The sequence below is a fragment of the Binatus sp. (SeqCode) genome (genome assembly GCF_049584895.1).
Lineage (GTDB): Bacteria > Desulfobacterota > Binatia > Binatales > Binataceae > Binatus.
On the sequence record NZ_JBAUYR010000057.1, the window covers coordinates 61,454 to 77,965 of the forward strand.

The following is a 16,512-nucleotide window of genomic DNA, read 5'->3' on the forward strand; positions in this document are numbered from 1 at the left end:
GATGGAACGAACTTTCGCAATCGTTAAACCCGACGCGGTCCGGCGCGGGCTCACCGGCGACATACTCAAACGAATCGAGGCCTCCGAGCTAAAGGTCGTCGCGATGCGCAAGATTCAACTTTCGCGCGCGGACGCCGAGAAGTTTTACGATGTGCATAAAGCGCGGCCGTTCTTCAAAGGGCTGTGCGACTACATGACGAGCGGGCCGGTCGTGGTTGCGGTGCTGCAGGGCGAGGGCGCTATCAGCAAATGGCGACAGTTGATGGGCGCGACCGATCCCAAAAAGGCCGACGCCGGTACGATTCGCAAGGATTTCGGAATCGACGTCGAGCAGAACGCCACCCACGGCTCGGACGCGCCGGAGACGGCGGCGCAGGAAATCGCGTTCTTTTTTGCCGCGCGGGAAATTCTCTCCTAGAAAGACGCCTGCTTTCACGGTTACGTTTCGACTAGAATAGTCGGGCTGTGAACGCGAATCGCCAAACATCGGCCGAGCCGATACTCGCCAGCACTGATTTCGGTGACCTGACGCTCGATGAAGTCGAGCAAACGGTCGCGAGCGCGGGCGAACGCTCATATCGCGCGCGCCAGATTCTGCATTGGGTGCATGCTCGCGGCGCTGAATCATTCGATGAGATGCGCGATCTGCCGGCGTCGCTTCGAAATTATTTGAAGCAAAACTTCACGATTGGGCATCCGGTGCCGTCGTTCGTCTCGCGCTCGTCGGACGGCACTCGAAAACTGCTCATACGTCTTGATGATGAAGAAGAAATCGAGTCTGTGATCATCCCGACGGAAAAGCGCGTGACGCTATGTATGTCGAGCCAGGTCGGATGCGCGATGGCGTGCGAATTCTGCGCGACGGCGCGCATGGGATTGCATCGCAACCTCACCAGCTCCGAGATGCTGGCGCAGATCGTCGCCGCTCGGCGAGAACTGGCCGTGGGCGAGGAGCTAACGAATTTTGTTTTCATGGGGATGGGCGAGCCGCTCGCGAACTATCCACGTCTCGTGCGTACGCTTGCGATCATGACTTCGGAGTGGGGGATGGGCATCTCGCCGCGGCGTATCACAGTGTCGACGGTCGGCCTGGTGCCGATGATGGAACGGCTGCTTAGTGAGACGCCCGTGAACCTGGCGGTGTCGCTGCATGCGACGACCAACGAGCTTCGCGATCGCCTCGCGCCGATCAACAAACGTTATCCGCTGGAAGTGCTGATCGACGCGTGCCGCAAACTGCCGATTAAGCGGCGCAGCCGAATCACGTTTGAGTACGTGATGCTCGCCGGGGTGAACGATTCTCTCGCGGACGCGCGGCGGCTGGTGAAGTTGCTAGCGCCGTTGCGCGCCAAAGTTAATCTGATTTTTTACAATCCGATGGAGGGATCGCCGCTGCAGAGCAGCTCGCGCGATGCGGTCGAGGCCTTTCAAGCGATCCTCAAGCACGGTAATTTGACCGCTACAATCCGCGAAAGCCGGGGGCTCGATATTGCGGCGGCATGCGGCCAGCTCTACGCCGAACAGCACGTCCCGGCCTGAAAGCGTCAACCAAAAAAAGAAAAATGCCACAAAACGTACTGGGAGTGATCGGCGGCAGCGGCTTCTATCAGATGAAGGGGCTGGACAAGGTCGAGCTGATGGAGCTGGAGACGCCGTTCGGCCGTCCGTCGGATCCGTTCTACCAGGGACGCATCGGCGACATCGAGGTGGTTTTCCTCGCGCGTCACGGCCGCGGGCATCGATTGTTGCCCTCGGAAATAAATTTTCGCGCCAACGTTTTCGGGATGAAGCAGCTGGGCGTGACGCATCTGGTTTCGGTGTCGACGGCGGGCAGCCTGAAAGAGGAAATGCATCCCGGCGAACTGGTGGTTCCAAATCAGTTTATCGATCGCACATTCAAGCGCCCTGAGACCTTCTTCGGCGACGGTCTAGTCGTACACGTGTCGCTTGCTGATCCTGTCTGTACAAATCTTGCGAAGGATCTGGTCGCTGCGACGAACGCGAGCGGCGCGAAGGTTCATGACCGCGGGACGTATCTATGCATGGAAGGTCCGCAATTCTCTACGCGCGCCGAGTCGAATCTATATAGAAGCTGGGGCGCGAGCGTGATCAGCATGACCGCGATGCAGGAAGCGCGGCTCGCGCGCGAAGCGGAGATGTGTTACGCGGCGCTGGTGCTGGTGACGGATTACGATTGCTGGCATGAATCGGTCGCCGCGGTCGATATCGGCGAAATCCTGCGCGTGATGAAACTCAACGTGGATAAGGCGCAAAGCGCGGTGTCGGCGCTGGCGCATAATCTTGGCAATCGACCGCGGACCTGTAGCTGCCAGGACGCGCTCAAGAACACGATCATTACCGATCGCGCCGCGATTCCTCAGCGCGTGATCGACGACCTAAGGCCGCTGGTAGGCAAGTATCTCTAGGATGCTCGAAATCCCGGGACGATGAAGGTGCGATATAGATGAGTATTGTTGCGGTCGGGTTTCTAGCCTACGACACGGTAGAAACGCCCAACGGAAAAGTCGAGGAAGTCCTGGGTGGTGGGGCCAGCTACTTTGCGATTGCGGCGAGATTTTTCTCGCCGGTCAGCATCGTCGCCGTGGTCGGTTCGGATTTCAAGGCCGAGGATATGCGTCTGTTCACGGAGCGGAACATCGACGTGCGCGGAGTCGTCAAACGCGAGGGCAAGACGACGCGATGGCACGGGCGCTATCACGAAGACCTGAACACGCGGGACACCGTTTCGCTTTCGCTCAACGTCCTGGAAAACTTCACGCCTGAATTGCTGCCCGATCAATGTCGCGCGGACTATCTGTACCTCGCGCCAAACGATCCCGCGCTGCAGGAACACGTACTGGATCAGGTGCACAGTCCCAAAGTAGTGGTGGCGGATCTGTATGATTATTGGATCGAGAAGACGCGGCCCGGCCTCACCAAAGTGCTCGAGCGAATCCAGATCCTGCTTTGCAGCGACAGCGAGGCGCGAATCCTTTCCGGCGAACACAACCTGGTGAAGGCGGGGCGAGCGATCCTGAAGATGGGTCCCGGCACCGTTCTGATCAAGCGCGGCGAGTATGGCGTGCTTCAGTTCAGCAAGGAAGGAATGTTCGCGGTGCCCGCATATCCGCTGGAGGAGGTCGTCGATCCTACCGGCGCGGGCGACACGTTCGCGGGCGCCATGATGGGATTCCTCGCGCGGCACGGGCGTATCACGGAGTCCTCGTTGCGCACGGCAGTCGTATACGGCAGCGTAGTGGCCTCTTTCGGAGTCGAGCGTTTCTCGCTGGACCGACTGCTGGATCTGAGCTGGGAAGAAATAGATCATCGCTATCGGGAATTTATCAATCTGATCGATTCTCACCATTCGAGATGGACTACTCAGTAGTCATTCCGCTCTACAACGAGCGGGATAGTCTCGGCCCGTTGCACGTGGAATTGACCCGCGTGATGCAGAGTCTCGGCCGTGCGTACGAATTGATATTCGTGGACGACGGAAGTGTCGACGGTAGTATCGAGGCTCTGCGGCAGATCAAATCCGCGGACCAGAACGTGCGCGTGATCTCGCTTGCGCGCAACTCGGGACAGACGGCAGCGCTGGCGTGCGGATTCTCGCACGCGACCGGCGACGTCGTTATCGCGATGGACGCCGACGGGCAGAACGATCCCGCGGATATCCCGCGGCTGCTGGCCAAGCTCGACGAGGGCTACGATCTGGCAAGCGGCTGGCGCACCGAGCGCTGGCAGGAGGAACGGTTCACACGCCGGCTGCCGTCGATGGCAGCAAATTCGCTGATTTCAGCGATGACCGGCGTCAAGCTTCACGATTACGGATGCACCTTCAAGGCGTACCGGCGGGATCTTGCGCGCAGTTTGCAGCTGTACGGCGAGATGCATCGATTCGTCCCTGCGATCGCGGCGGAGCAGGGCGCGCGAATCGCGGAAGTCGAAATTGGATTTCGACCACGTCGCGCGGGCATCTCGAAGTACGGACTGTGGCGCATCGTGCGCACCTTGCTCGACCTTATCACCGTCAAATTTCTTTCCGGCTATTCCACCGCGCCAATACAAGTGTTCGGCTTGATCGGAATCATCCTCGGAGGACTCGGCGGGCTGTGGACCTTCATCCTGGTGATGGAGAAAATACTACTAGGATACGAACTAGGTAGGCGCCCCGCCTTATTGCTAGCAGTGTTGTTAGTAGTGGTCGGAGTACAATTTGTAAGTATAGGACTGCTGGGCGAGATGCTCGCGCGGACCTATCACGAATCGCAGGGGAAGCCGATCTACGTCATCAGGGAAGAGTTTTAGGGGAATCGATCGATGAACATCGCAGTCGTGGGGAGCGGATATGTCGGACTGGTGAGTGGCACCTGCTATGCCGAAAGCGGCAACGAAGTAGTCTGCGTCGATATCGACCAGGAGCGAATAGCGCAGCTTTGCGAGGGCAAGATTCCGATCTACGAGCCGGGACTCGAGGAACTGGTGCGCCGCAATCTGAAGGAAGGCCGGCTTCGTTTCACCACTGATATTGCCGATGCGATCAAGAATTCGATGGTCTCATACATCGCGGTCGGCACTCCGATGAGCGCATCGGGCGCGGCGGATTTGACCGCGATTTTCAAAGCGGCCGAGGACATCGCGAAATCGATCACCGGCTATCACATCGTGGCGGTCAAGAGTACCGTCCCGGTCGGCACCAACGATCGCGTGCGGGAAATAGTCGGGCGCGTCGCCAAGCATCGCGTAGACGTTTGCTCGGTGCCGGAGTTTCTCAAGGAAGGCTCCGCGATCGAAGATTTCATGCGGCCGGACCGCGTCGTGATTGGAAGTCTCAGCGAGCAGGCGACCGCGGTACTCAAGGAAATTCACAATCCATTCGTGCGCACAGATAATCCGATCCTTGTGATGGATCCACGCTCGGCCGAGCTGACCAAGTATGCGTCGAACGCGATGCTTGCGATGCGCATCTCGTTCATCAACGAGATGGCGACGTTGTGCGACGCGGTGGGCGCCGACATTAACGCTGTGCGCCGCGGACTCGGCACGGACAAGCGCATCGGATCGTCGTTCCTGTTTCCGGGGGTTGGGTATGGCGGTTCATGCTTCCCCAAGGACGTGCAGGCGGTGATTCATAGCGCGAGCGAACACAATCTCGATTTCGCGCTGCTGCGAGCGGCCGAAGCGGTGAACGCCCGCCAGAAGCGGCTGATTCCCGCGCGGGTGAAGCAGCATTTCGGAGAGAATCTGAGCGGCCGAACGTTTGCGATTTGGGGGCTGGCCTTCAAGCCGCGCACCGACGACATGCGCGAGGCGCCAGCGCTGGTGGTGGTCGAGGAGCTGCTGCAGGCGGGCGCGAAGTGTCGCGTGCATGATCCCGAAGCGCTGGAGAATGCGCGCAAGATTTTCGGCGATCGCGTCACCTACCACAAAACCAACTACGAGGCGCTCAAGGGTGCCGACGCGCTCCTGATTCTGACCGAGTGGAACGAGTTCCGGCATCCAAACTTCCAACGCATCAAGTCCGAGCTGAAGGAGCCGGTGATATTCGATGGCCGGAACCTGTATGATCCAGATCTGATGAAGGCGCTTGAAATGCGATACTACTCGATCGGGCGCCACCCGGTTTAGGACAAGGACACTTCAATGAGAATTCTGGTGACCGGCGGCGCCGGCTTTATCGGCTCGCACACGGTGGATGCGCTGGTCGCATCCGGTGCGGGCGAAGTGTCAGTGCTGGATAATTTTTCCGCCGGCAAGCGACACCAGGTGAACCCGAAGGCGACGCTCTACGAGATCGATTTGCGGGACGCTGCCGCGGTTGCGTCCGTCGTCGAGAAAGCGCGGCCTGAGATTATTGTTCATCTTGCGGCCCAGATGGACGTGCGGCGATCAGTCGCCGATCCCGCCTTCGATGCGCAAGTGAATGTGGTCGGGTTCCTCAACCTGATCGAATCGGCGCGCAAGCACGGCCTGAAACGCGTGGTATTTTCGTCCACGGGCGGCGCGATTTACGGCGAGCAGGACGAGTTCCCGTGCACCGAGGACCATCCGAAACGCCCCGTGAGTCCTTATGGCGTCGCGAAGCTGGCGACCGAGGCTTATCTGTTCTTTTATAAGGTCGAGTACGGAATTGACTACCTGGCGCTGAGATTTGGCAATGTGTACGGGCCGCGACAGGATCCCCACGGCGAAGCGGGCGTCATCTCGATTTTCTGCGGCAAGATCCTCGACGGCCAGCACGTGACGATTTATGGCGACGGCACCCAGACGCGCGACTACGTTTACGTTGGCGACGTGGTCCGAGCGGTGGTGGCGGCGTCGAAGTCCAGCGCGTCGGGAATCGCGATGAATATCGGCACCGGAATCGAGACCAACGTGAACGACCTGTATTCCACGCTCGCGGCCATCGCCGATTTCCCGACCAAGGCAGTCCACGCGGCAGAGCGTCCGGGCGAACAAAAGCGATCGGTCATCTCGCCGGCGCGCGCGGAAAAGGAACTCGGCTGGCGTCCCGAGAAGAAGCTCGGGCAAGGACTCGAAGAGACCTTCAAATATTTCAAGCAGCAACGCGACCGTTCGAGTTGAAATGACCGAAGCCGCCTCGATTCGTAATTTTTCGATCATTGCGCATATCGATCACGGCAAGTCCACGCTCGCCGATCGAATCCTCGAGCGCACCGGTGCGCTAACGATGCGCGAATCGAAGGACCAGTTCCTCGACTCGATGGACCTCGAGCGCGAGCGCGGAATCACGATCAAGGCGCGCTCGGTGCGTCTCAACTACACAGCCAAAGATGGCAAGGGCTACGTCCTGAATTTGATCGACACGCCGGGGCACGTCGATTTCGCCTACGAAGTTTCGCGCAGCCTGGCCGCGTGCGAGGGCGCGCTGCTGGTCGTCGACGCGAGCCAAGGCGTCGAGGCGCAGACGCTCGCCAACGTATATCTCGCGCTCGATCACGGACTCGAAATAATTCCGGTGATCAACAAGATCGATCTGCCCGGCGCGGACATCGAGCGCACCAGGCAGCAAATCGAGGAAATCATCGGCCTCGACGCATCCGACGCGATTCTCACCAGCGCCAAAGAGGGCATCGGGATCGACGACGTGCTCGAAGCGATCGTCGCGCGAATACCGGCGCCCAAACCCACGAACGAGGACACTGTCCGCGCGCTCATCTTCGACAGTTGGTACGACGTGTACGAGGGCGTGATCGGTCTGGTCCGCGTCTTCGGCGGCGAGCTGCGCGTCGGCATGAAAGTTCGCCTGATGGGGACCGACAAGCTCGGCGAGGTGATGCGCCTGGGGCATTTCACGCCGCATGAACGTCGCGCAGACACGCTCGGCCCCGGCGAGGTCGGATTTATCGTCGCGGCGATTAAAACCGTCGCGGACATGCGCGTCGGCGACACGATTACTGACGCCGACAATCCCGCGGTTGCGCCGCTGCCGGGCTTCAAGGAATTGAAGCCGATGGTGTTCGCGGGCCTTTATCCCACCGAGGCGAATCAGTACGGCGCGCTGCGCGACGCGATCGAAAAGTTGCGCCTCAACGACGCGAGCCTCATCTGCGAGCCTGAAACCTCGCAGGCGCTGGGCTTCGGCTTTCGCGCGGGATTCCTCGGCCTGTTACACATGGAGATCGCGCAGGAGCGGCTCGAGCGCGAATTTGGCATCAACCTGATTGTGACCGCGCCGACGGTCGCCTACCAGGTGCGCACCATTTCCGGCGGCCTCACGACCGTCGACAATCCGTCGCTGCTGCCGGACGAGAACACGATCGAAGCAATTGAGGAGCCTTTCATCCTGACATCTATCCACATGCCCGAGGAGTATCTCGGCGCCGTGATGAAGTTGTGCGAGGATCGCCGCGGGATCCAGCGCGATTTGCGGTTCCTTGGAGAGAAGCGCGTCATCCTGCATTACGAATTGCCGCTGGCTGAAATCGTCTTCGACTTTTACGATCGCCTGAAATCGGTGAGCCGCGGCTACGCGTCGCTCGATTACGAGTTTCTGGACTTCCGGGCAGGGCCTCTGGTTAAATTGGATATTCGGATCAATGGCGAGGTGGTGGACGCGCTTTCGATAATCGTGCATCGCGACAAGGCTTATGAACGGGGCCGGGCGCTGTGCGAGAAAATGCGCGAACTGATCCCGCGCCAGATGTTCGAAGTCGCGATTCAAGCCGGGATCGGCGCCAAGATAATCGCGCGTGAATCCGTCAAGGCGTTGCGCAAGAATGTCACCGCCAAGTGTTACGGCGGCGATATCACGCGAAAAAGAAAGCTGCTCGAGAAGCAAAAGGAAGGCAAGAAGCGGATGAAACAGGTTGGGCGCGTCGAGATTCCGCAAGAGGCTTTCCTGGCCCTGCTCAAGGTCGGGGAGTAGGGCAATCGTGGCCGAACCAGCTCGCAACATTTCCAAAGTGCAGCCGCTCAACGCCCGCGAGCCCGAACGGGCGGGGCAAAAATCCGTCGGGCGCGAATATGGCGAGGCGATGATCATCGCGCTCGTGCTCGCGATCTTCATCCGCACGTTTTTCGTACAGGCTTACAAGATTCCGTCGGGCTCGATGGAGCCGACGCTGCTCATCGGCGATCACATTCTCGTCAACAAGATCATTTTCGGGTTGCGGATGCCCGACTCGATATTCGGCCTCGATATTCCCGGCGTCCCGTTGGGCCGGTACGTTTTCCATCTCGAGCCGGTGCATCGCGGTGACGTGGTCGTGTTCGTATTTCCACCCGACCGCACCAAGGATTTCATCAAGCGCGTAATCGGAGTCGGCGGCGATACCGTAGCGGTGAAGAATGGCGTCGTGTGGCTCAACGGTTCGCCGATGCCCGATCCGCACGGGCATTTCGAAGTCGCGCCGCAGGATCGATCAGCCGTCTCGCCGCGCGACAACTTCGGCCCCGTGACCGTGCCGCCGGGCAAGCTGTTCATGATGGGTGATAATCGCGATCGCAGTTACGACAGCCGCTTCTGGGGCTTCGTCGATCTCAATGACGTCGAGGGACGCGCCACCATCATTTATCTACCGTGGAATGAGGAGAAGGCGGAAGCAGCGTCGACGTTGAGCGAAGTATTTCTGTGGTTCGAGTACATCAGATGGGATCGGCTCGGGATGATCGTGCACTAGCCGGAGGGGGACAAGCAGGTGGCCGACGAAGCGGTGAACAGGATTGGCGCGATCCTCGAGGAGCTGGGCGCGCGATTCGATCTGGTGGTCGAGGCCGTCTCGGGTTTCGGCGGGCGCCTCGACACGTTGCGCGACGAAATCTTCGGGCAGTTCGCGGAAGTCGGCGGCCAGATCCGGTTTCTGTCCGAGCAGATCGCAGAGAATCGGCGCGGGATCACCGCCACCCATGACGATCTCGGCGCCGAGATGGTGCGCCTGGGTGAGGCGCTCGGCAAGGCGCGGGTCGAGTTCCGCGACGAACTGGTCGCCACCGGGAAGGGACTTCGCGGTGAATTCACCGCGCGCGCGATCGAGTTCCGCGAGGAGGCTGCGCGCGCCGTCGCGTCCACTGGCAAGCAAGCCGCGGACTCAGGGATCGATACGACGAAGATTCTCAAGCGCGAAATCGCGGCGTCAGCCGAGATCGCGGCGAAGAAACTGGCTGCCGAGCTAAAGCAAACCAACAAATCGCTCGCCAATCTCGCCCACAAATTCGACCGCTTCGACGATCGAATCACCGTCCAAACCCGCGACCAGGATCAGCGCCTGCGAAAGCTCGAACGCAAACGCGGCGCTTCGTGAGCAACGCACTAGCACGACCTCAAATTAACTGAACGATGTTACAGCGGTAACAGATCGTCTGTGGTCTTTTCTTGCGCGTCGTGTCAGCTTTCTGATCGGAGGATTCTGCCTATCAACTTGCAGCGCCCGCGCCGACCGGCGCATTGCCTGAGCACAAGGAGCGTCGATGGCTTCTGTCGCCCCGCTTGACGCGAGTTCGGCCGCCAACGCTGCTGGAGCTCCGCGCGGACTCGGCGAACAGCAGTCCCCGTCGAACACTCGCCAGCTCGTCACCTCAATCGCGACCGTTTTTTGCTTCCAGGGCTTCACGATGTCGATCAACGGGATCGGCTCACCCTGGATCGCGAAAAGCTTTCACCTAGGCGAGTCGGGAATCGCGAGCCTGTTCGCCTGGATTTCGTTCTCAGCGATTGGCGCGCTCGGACTCTCGCGGATGATCGATCGGATGGGACGCCGCCGAATGCTGCTGGTGTGCATGGCCGGCACTTCGGTTAGCGCGCTGGCCGCCGCGTTCTCGACCGACATCGTAGCTTTCGCGCTGTGCGAGATCGCGCTCTACGCTTTCATCGGCGCGACCATTTCCGGCGGCGTCGTTATCCTTGCCGAGGAACTGCCCATCGAGCTGCGCGCGCGAGGGCAGAGTTGGGGCGGATTGGGCCTCGGAGCAGGGGGAGGGTTGTGCCTGATCCTGATGCCGATCGTGGCGAGGGATCACTCGTGGCGATGGATGCTCATACTGGCGTCGGTGATGGGAATCGTCGCGCTGTGGAGATTGTCGCGGCTCATTCCTGAAAGCGGCCGATGGCAACGCGCGGCTGCGAGCGGTACGACTTCGGCCAGCAGCTTTTACGACGCGTTCGGAAAACTCTATCGACGCCGCGCGATCACGGTACTGTTCTGCTCGTTGCTGGGCAATATCGCGGGGGTCGCAGCCAGCAGTTGGGCATACTTCCACCTGGTCTCGGTGGTAGGATTGGCGCCGGGCCTCGCCAGCGGCCTGATGCTGGTCGGAGGCGGCGTTGGGATGCTCGGTTTCCCGCTCGGCGCGCGTGGATGCGAGCGTTACGGGCGCATCCCGACAATCTTCGTCGCGGGCGTGATGACCAGCCTCGGCGCGCTCGCCTTCTATTGGGGCCCTCCGGCGCACTTGCCCCTTCGATGGCTGTGGATCGAGGTCACGTATTGCTGCTTCACCGCAGGCCTGAGCGCGGGGCAGGTTGGCGGCAACTCGCTCGGGACCGAACTTTTTCCGACCGCTATACGGGGCGCGATGATGGGATGGTACTCGCTGATCGGCGCCGCCGCCGCAATCTCTGGCCAGACTCTGATCGCCGTGCTCGCGGGGCGCGTCGGCGGCCTGTCGATCGTGGTCGGCTACTTAAGCCTGCTCGCAATCCCCAACGCAATCATTGTCGCACTGTTACTTCCAGAAACCCGCGGCCTGTCGCTGGAAGCCGCCGCAATGGAAGATGAGTTCGAGAAATCGCAGTAGTGTTTCGCGCGCGGGGTTGACGCACATCCATCGCGATCATAAATTCTAGTTACCTTTAAAACGCTACTGAGATAGCGAAAAGGAATGACAATGAAATTGCACTCTTTCCGACCCGGCTGTTTTTGCAGCCGGGATTTTTTTTGGATGGCGCGATGAGCGGCGCATCCAATGTCGCTCTCGACGCCGCGCAGGTTGGACGCTCAGTCAAGCGGATCGCGATGGAAATCGCCGAACGCAACGGCGGCGCCGACAATGTCGTGCTCGTAGGAATCGTTCGGCGCGGCGCGACGCTTGCCGAGCGTATCGCCGACGAGCTTCGCTCCAACGGCAAGCGCCAGGTCCCGGTCGGTACGCTGGACATCTCGTCCTACCGCGACGACGGCAAGGGCGCGCCCGGCGACCCGCGCTTAATCGGCCGCGACATTCCGTTCTCGCTCGACGCCAAGCGCGTCGTGCTCGTGGACGACGTCCTCTACACCGGGCGAACGGTGCGCGCCGCACTCGACGCCATTTCTGACCTGGGCCGCGCGGAGTCGGTTCAACTCGCAGTGCTGGTCGATCGCGGAGAGCGCGAGCTGCCGATTCGCGCCGACTACGTCGGCAAAAACATCCAGGCCCCACGCGGCCAGCGGGTGTATGTGCGGCTCACTGAAATAGACGGCGCGGACGCAGTGGTGATTGGCAACGCCAATGGAAAATGAGGTCGAACGCGCGCACTCAATACGCGACGAACACTAAAGTGTCACGGCTGGCAAAATTTGATGTCGTTTCGATCGAGGATCTCGAGACCTCGGACATAGAACGCATATTCGCGCTCGCCGACGGTTTTGCCGAGCAGCTAGAGCGCGGCGAACAGATCACGACCGCTGCCGGTCTGATCATGGCGACGCTGTTTTACGAGCCCTCGACACGCACGCGGCTCAGTTTCGAATCGTCGATGCATCGCCTCGGCGGCGCTGTGATCAGCTCGGCCGATATGCAGGCGAGCTCCGCTGCCAAGGGCGAGAGCTTGGCAGATACCGTGCGCGTCGTCGCCGGCTATGCGGACCTGATCGTGCTGCGCCATCCGCATGACGGTGCGGCGCGCGTCGCCGCCGAGTACGCGCCATGTCCGGTGCTGAACGCCGGCGACGGCAGTCGCGAGCATCCGACGCAGACGCTGTGCGATCTCTACATCCTGCGCAAAAAGAAGGGCCACCTGAAGGGGCTCACGGTCGCGCTATGCGGGGATCTGAAATTCGGCCGCACCGTTCATTCGCTGATCTATGCGCTCGCGCGTTTCGGCGCGAATATCGTCGCCGTGCCGACCAGTGGCATGGACGTTCCCGACTATGTCCTCGAGCGGCTCGCCGCCGAGCGCAACTATAGCTTCTCGACCGTCACGATGGATGAGCTGAAGTCGCTGGCGGGCGGCCTCGACGCGCTTTATCTGACGCCGAGCGCACCGCATCAGATGGCGCTCTTCACGGGCGATGCTGCGCTTCAAAAATTTCCGACGGGTGAGCCTCCCGCCGCGCTCGACGCCTTTTACGTCACGCGTTTGCAAAAGGAGCGCATGTCGGGGAAGGAGGCCGGCGCCGCCGACTATGTCCGCTTCGACGCGCGCGCGCTTCGCACCAGCAAGACGCACGAAGCTGTCGTGATGCATCCGCTGCCGCGCACCAGCGAGCTCGCGTACGAGCTCGACGCCGATCCGCGCGCGGTTTATTTCGAGCAGGCAGCAGCCGGGGTGCCCGTAAGGATGGCGCTAATCGCTTGGCTGATGGAAAAAGCCGCCGTCGCATCCGCATCTACGCGGCCAGCAGCCCAGCCGATTCGCTTCAAGGCTGAAGCGCCGCCGCGATGCTCCAATCTGAATTGCATCACGCGATTCGAGGGCGCCCACCTGGCTCCACGATTTACGCTCGGGCGCAGCAGTGATAGCAACGTGTTCGCGCTCAAGTGCGGCTTCTGCGAGCGCGAGCTGAAAACCGAGTACGTCGGCCACGCGCGGTCGCATCGCTACTATCGCTTCGACGAAAACCTGCAAGGCTACGTCCAGCAATGGATCGAAGAAGGCTCTCTCGCCGTATTCGACAGCGTAAAGCAGGCCGAGGAAGGCGGCTACGAGCCTTACAAGCGCGGGCCTCAGCGCGAGATCATGAATGAAGATGAAGTCGTTCGCGCGATTGAGTCGCTCGCCGACCAGGTGATTGCCGATATCGTCGACATGCCGGCAGTGTCGATTGTGGGCGTGGTCAGTCGCGGTGCGATGCTCGCGCTTCGGCTGCGCGAGCTGATCGGATCGAAAACGAAAGTTTTTCCACCGTGCGCCGCGCTCGACGCGTACAAACCAGACGACGCGTTGCATCCGATTGATGGCGCCGACAATTTCGTCGTCGAAGACCGCACGATCATCCTGGTCGACGACGTGATTAACAGCGGATGGACCGTGCAGCGCGCGATGGCGACGATCTGGCAACGCGGGCGTCCCGGCGCGGTAAAGCTGGCAGTGTTGATCGATCGCGGACATCGCGCGGTGCCGATTCGGCCGAACTATGTCGGCAAGAATATCCCGACCTCGCGCACCGAGCGGGTACAAGTGCGCCTCGCTACAGGCGGCAGGGATCCGAAAGTAAAAGCGCACGATCACGTCACGATTTATTCAATCGTCGAACCGATGAAAGAACCCGAGGCGGCGCATTGACCTCGATACTGCTCAGAGGAGGGCGGGTGATCGATCCGGTGAGCGCACTCGACGGCGAGTTTGATGTGTTGGTGCGCGACGGCGACATCGCGGCAGTCGAACGGGCGGGCACTCGGATGAATTCGCCAGATACAAGCGTAGTCGACGTCAGTGAATACTGGATCGTTCCCGGCCTCATCGATCCGCATGTGCATTTGCGCGACCCGGGGTTCCCCGAAAAGGAAACGATTCAGACCGGTCTGCGCGCATCTGCGGCGGGCGGATTCACTACAGTCGCAGCGATGGCGAACACGTTGCCCGTGAACGACAGTCCCGCGACGACGCGGTACATGGTCGAGCGCGCGAAAGAAGTTCACTCGGCGCGGCTAGTGCCGGTGTCAGCGGTCACACAAGGGCTCCGCGGAAGTGCGTTGGTTGATTTCGCTGCGATGATTGAGGCGGGCGCGCGATTGTTTTCCGACGACGGAATTCCGATCGACGATGCGATGGTTCTGTCGCAAGCGTTAGATGAGACCAAGCGGCTCGGTTATGCGGTCGCGCTGCATGAAGAGGATTGCGCGCTATCTCGCAACGGCGCGTTGAACGCCGGCGCCGTATCGAAGCAGCTCGGCGTCAGCGGTTATCCGGATTCGGCGGAATCGCAACGTGTTCGACGCGATCTCGCGATTGCGATCGGCTCAGACGCTGCGGTCCATGTGTGCCATGTGTCGGCGGCCGAGTCGCTCGAACTCATTCGCGCCGCGCGCCGGCATGGTGCACAGGTCACCTGCGAAGTGACGCCGCACCATTTCACACTGGATGAAAGTGCTGCGATGATCTGGGGAACCAACGCGAAGATGAATCCTCCGCTGCGAAGTCACAGCGACGTCGAACACCTGATCGCCGCGATTCGCGACGGCACTATAGACATGATCGCCAGCGACCATGCGCCGCACGATCCCGATTCCAAACGAATACCGCAGCTCGGCGCCTACTTCGGCCCGGGGCATCCGGTCGCGCAGCTTGACCATGAGAGCGCGGAAGAATTCGCGCATGCGGCGAACGGAGTCGTCGGCCTGGAGACGTCGCTAGGACTCGCGCTCCAGCTGGTGCACCGATCGATCATCGAACCAACTCGATTGATTGAGATGATGTCGGTGAATCCGGCCGCGTTATTGCGGATGGAAGCTGGGACCCTTGCGGTTGGTGCGATTGCGGACATCACAGTGATCGATCCGAATCTTGAATGGTCGGTTGCGCCGGAAAAGTTTCTGTCAAAGAGCCGCAACACTCCGTTCGCAGGGATGTGGCTGAAGGGCAAGGCGGTCCTGACTATGGTTGCGGGCGAAATCATTTACGACGGGAGGAAGGCGTAGCGGCGCGATGAGTAAAGGGCGCGAAGCGATACTGGCGCTGGCCGACGGACGGATTTTCCGTGGGCGCGCATTCGGTGCGGTCGGCGAGACCGTCGGCGAAGTGGTCTTCAACACGGCGATGACCGGGTACCAGGAAGTGCTGACGGACCCGTCGTATAAGGGCCAGCTGGTCTGCATGACGTATCCGGAAATCGGTAACGTCGGAATCAACGCCGAAGATGCGGAGTCGCGGCAGGTCTACGTCGAGGGGTTCATCGTCAAGGAATATTGGGAGCGGCCATCGAACTGGCGCTCAGAGATGCCGCTCGGGAAGTACCTGGAAGATGCGGGCGTGGTCGGTATCGAGGGAATCGACACGCGCGCGCTGGTGCGTCATCTGCGAACACGCGGCGCGCAGGAGGCTGTCATCTCGAGCATCGATCTCGACGCCGACTCGCTGGTGCGCAAGGCGAAAGCGTCGCCGGGATTAGTCGGCCGCGATCTCGTGAAAGAAGTCACGTCGGCAGAGGCATACGACTGGGACTTCGGCGATTGGAAATTGGGAAGTGGTCACGTTCGAGTGAGTCACGATGCGACCCGCGATGCACCGATGATCGTAGCCCTCGATTATGGAATCAAACTGAACATTCTGCGGCGGCTGGTCGCGAGCGGATTTCGCGTCAAGGTATTGCCGGCAGCGTCGACGGCGGAACAAATACTCGCGCAAAATCCCGACGGAGTCTTTCTATCCAATGGGCCGGGAGATCCTGCCGCGCTGTCTTACGCTTACAGAGCCATCGGGGGCGTTCTTGGCAAGAAACCGGTGTTCGGCATTTGCCTCGGGCATCAGTTGTTGGGACTGGCGCTGGGCGGGAAGACCTACAAGCTCGATTTTGGGCATCATGGCGCAAATCACCCCGTGATGGACTTGCGCACGCGGCGGGTCGAGATCACCTCGCAGAACCATGGGTTCGCGGTCAACGACGAGTCGTTGAAGGGCCGCGCGATACTCTCGCATCTGAATCTGAACGACAACACGGTCGAAGGATTGCAGGGAACCGGCGTACCTTTTTTTTCCGTGCAGTACCATCCGGAGGCGTCGCCGGGGCCGCATGATTCGAGTTATCTGTTTGCACGGTTTCGAAAACTGGTTGAAACGTTTCCGCGTTATGGCGCGGAGGCTTTGGAGCGAATCATTGCGGCTGAGGCGTCTGCGCAATCTTAAAGTTCGTA

At 60.6% G+C, this 16,512-nt stretch carries 15 protein-coding genes; all 15 read left to right on the forward strand.

Features of this window, described 5'->3' with window-relative positions; all coding sequences use genetic code 11:
• Window position 1 precedes the first annotated feature (1 nt).
• Window positions 2-418, forward strand: coding sequence for a nucleoside-diphosphate kinase (ndk, locus tag WB650_RS10930; protein ID WP_422305941.1), 417 nt, complete (start codon window positions 2-4; stop codon window positions 416-418).
• Between the two features lie 47 nt (window positions 419-465).
• A complete protein-coding gene (gene rlmN / locus WB650_RS10935; protein WP_422305943.1) occupies window positions 466-1,539 on the forward strand; it encodes a 23S rRNA (adenine(2503)-C(2))-methyltransferase RlmN in 1,074 nt (357 codons plus the stop codon).
• Between the two features lie 23 nt (window positions 1,540-1,562).
• Window positions 1,563-2,426 carry an S-methyl-5'-thioadenosine phosphorylase gene (mtnP, locus tag WB650_RS10940; protein WP_422305945.1) on the forward strand — a complete coding sequence of 288 codons (864 nt, stop codon included), beginning with the start codon at window positions 1,563-1,565 and terminating at the stop codon, window positions 2,424-2,426.
• A 38-nt stretch (window positions 2,427-2,464) separates the two neighbouring features.
• The gene (locus WB650_RS10945) at window positions 2,465-3,388 is read left to right on the forward strand and encodes a PfkB family carbohydrate kinase (protein WP_423960427.1); all 924 of its coding nucleotides are present in this window, start codon (window positions 2,465-2,467) and stop codon (window positions 3,386-3,388) included.
• Entirely contained in the window at window positions 3,373-4,311 is a 939-nt protein-coding gene (locus WB650_RS10950; RefSeq protein ID WP_422305947.1) for a glycosyltransferase family 2 protein, read from the forward strand. Before WB650_RS10945 ends, WB650_RS10950 begins: the two co-directional genes overlap by 16 nt.
• Window positions 4,312-4,323: 12 nt before the next feature.
• Window positions 4,324-5,631, forward strand: a complete 1,308-nt coding sequence (locus tag WB650_RS10955; protein ID WP_423960429.1) for a UDP-glucose dehydrogenase family protein — start codon at window positions 4,324-4,326, stop codon at window positions 5,629-5,631.
• 15 nt (window positions 5,632-5,646) lie between these two features.
• The gene (locus tag WB650_RS10960; protein WP_423960430.1) at window positions 5,647-6,588 is read left to right on the forward strand and encodes an NAD-dependent epimerase/dehydratase family protein; all 942 of its coding nucleotides are present in this window, start codon (window positions 5,647-5,649) and stop codon (window positions 6,586-6,588) included.
• Between the two features lies 1 nt (window position 6,589).
• Entirely contained in the window at window positions 6,590-8,392 is a 1,803-nt protein-coding gene (lepA, locus tag WB650_RS10965) for a translation elongation factor 4 (RefSeq protein ID WP_422304527.1), read from the forward strand.
• A 7-nt stretch (window positions 8,393-8,399) separates the two neighbouring features.
• A complete protein-coding gene (gene lepB / locus WB650_RS10970; protein ID WP_422304525.1) occupies window positions 8,400-9,146 on the forward strand; it encodes a signal peptidase I in 747 nt (248 codons plus the stop codon).
• Between the two features lie 18 nt (window positions 9,147-9,164).
• Window positions 9,165-9,767 (forward strand): hypothetical protein, encoded by a 603-nt coding sequence (locus tag WB650_RS10975; RefSeq protein ID WP_422307202.1) that lies wholly within the window; start codon window positions 9,165-9,167, stop codon window positions 9,765-9,767.
• A 166-nt stretch (window positions 9,768-9,933) separates the two neighbouring features.
• On the forward strand, window positions 9,934-11,259 hold the full coding sequence (locus tag WB650_RS10980) for an MFS transporter (protein ID WP_422307201.1): 1,326 nt from the start codon (window positions 9,934-9,936) through the stop codon (window positions 11,257-11,259).
• Window positions 11,260-11,411: 152 nt separating this feature from the next.
• Window positions 11,412-11,960, forward strand: coding sequence for a bifunctional pyr operon transcriptional regulator/uracil phosphoribosyltransferase PyrR (gene pyrR, locus WB650_RS10985; protein ID WP_423960433.1), 549 nt, complete (start codon window positions 11,412-11,414; stop codon window positions 11,958-11,960).
• A 38-nt stretch (window positions 11,961-11,998) separates the two neighbouring features.
• Entirely contained in the window at window positions 11,999-13,945 is a 1,947-nt protein-coding gene (locus WB650_RS10990) for a phosphoribosyltransferase family protein (RefSeq protein ID WP_422307197.1), read from the forward strand.
• A gap of 26 nt (window positions 13,946-13,971) precedes the next feature.
• A complete protein-coding gene (locus WB650_RS10995; protein ID WP_423960435.1) occupies window positions 13,972-15,300 on the forward strand; it encodes a dihydroorotase in 1,329 nt (442 codons plus the stop codon).
• A 7-nt stretch (window positions 15,301-15,307) separates the two neighbouring features.
• Window positions 15,308-16,504 carry a glutamine-hydrolyzing carbamoyl-phosphate synthase small subunit gene (gene carA, locus WB650_RS11000; protein ID WP_423960437.1) on the forward strand — a complete coding sequence of 399 codons (1,197 nt, stop codon included), beginning with the start codon at window positions 15,308-15,310 and terminating at the stop codon, window positions 16,502-16,504.
• The last annotated feature ends 8 nt before the right edge of the window (window positions 16,505-16,512 follow it).

Bases quoted from the DNA above. Each gene is read 5' to 3' on its own strand.
- WB650_RS10955 (WP_423960429.1), top strand. From the start codon at position 4,324: ATGAACATCGCAGTCGTGGGGAGCGGATATGTCGGACTGGTGAGTGGC.
- carA (WP_423960437.1), top strand. From the start codon at position 15,308: ATGAGTAAAGGGCGCGAAGCGATACTGGCGCTGGCCGACGGACGGATT.
- WB650_RS10960 (WP_423960430.1), top strand. From the start codon at position 5,647: ATGAGAATTCTGGTGACCGGCGGCGCCGGCTTTATCGGCTCGCACACG.
- mtnP (WP_422305945.1), top strand. From the start codon at position 1,563: ATGCCACAAAACGTACTGGGAGTGATCGGCGGCAGCGGCTTCTATCAG.
- pyrR (WP_423960433.1), top strand. From the start codon at position 11,412: ATGAGCGGCGCATCCAATGTCGCTCTCGACGCCGCGCAGGTTGGACGC.
- lepA (WP_422304527.1), top strand. From the start codon at position 6,590: ATGACCGAAGCCGCCTCGATTCGTAATTTTTCGATCATTGCGCATATC.
- WB650_RS10945 (WP_423960427.1), top strand. From the start codon at position 2,465: ATGAGTATTGTTGCGGTCGGGTTTCTAGCCTACGACACGGTAGAAACG.
- WB650_RS10950 (WP_422305947.1), top strand. From the start codon at position 3,373: ATGGACTACTCAGTAGTCATTCCGCTCTACAACGAGCGGGATAGTCTC.
- WB650_RS10980 (WP_422307201.1), top strand. From the start codon at position 9,934: ATGGCTTCTGTCGCCCCGCTTGACGCGAGTTCGGCCGCCAACGCTGCT.
- ndk (WP_422305941.1), top strand. From the start codon at position 2: ATGGAACGAACTTTCGCAATCGTTAAACCCGACGCGGTCCGGCGCGGG.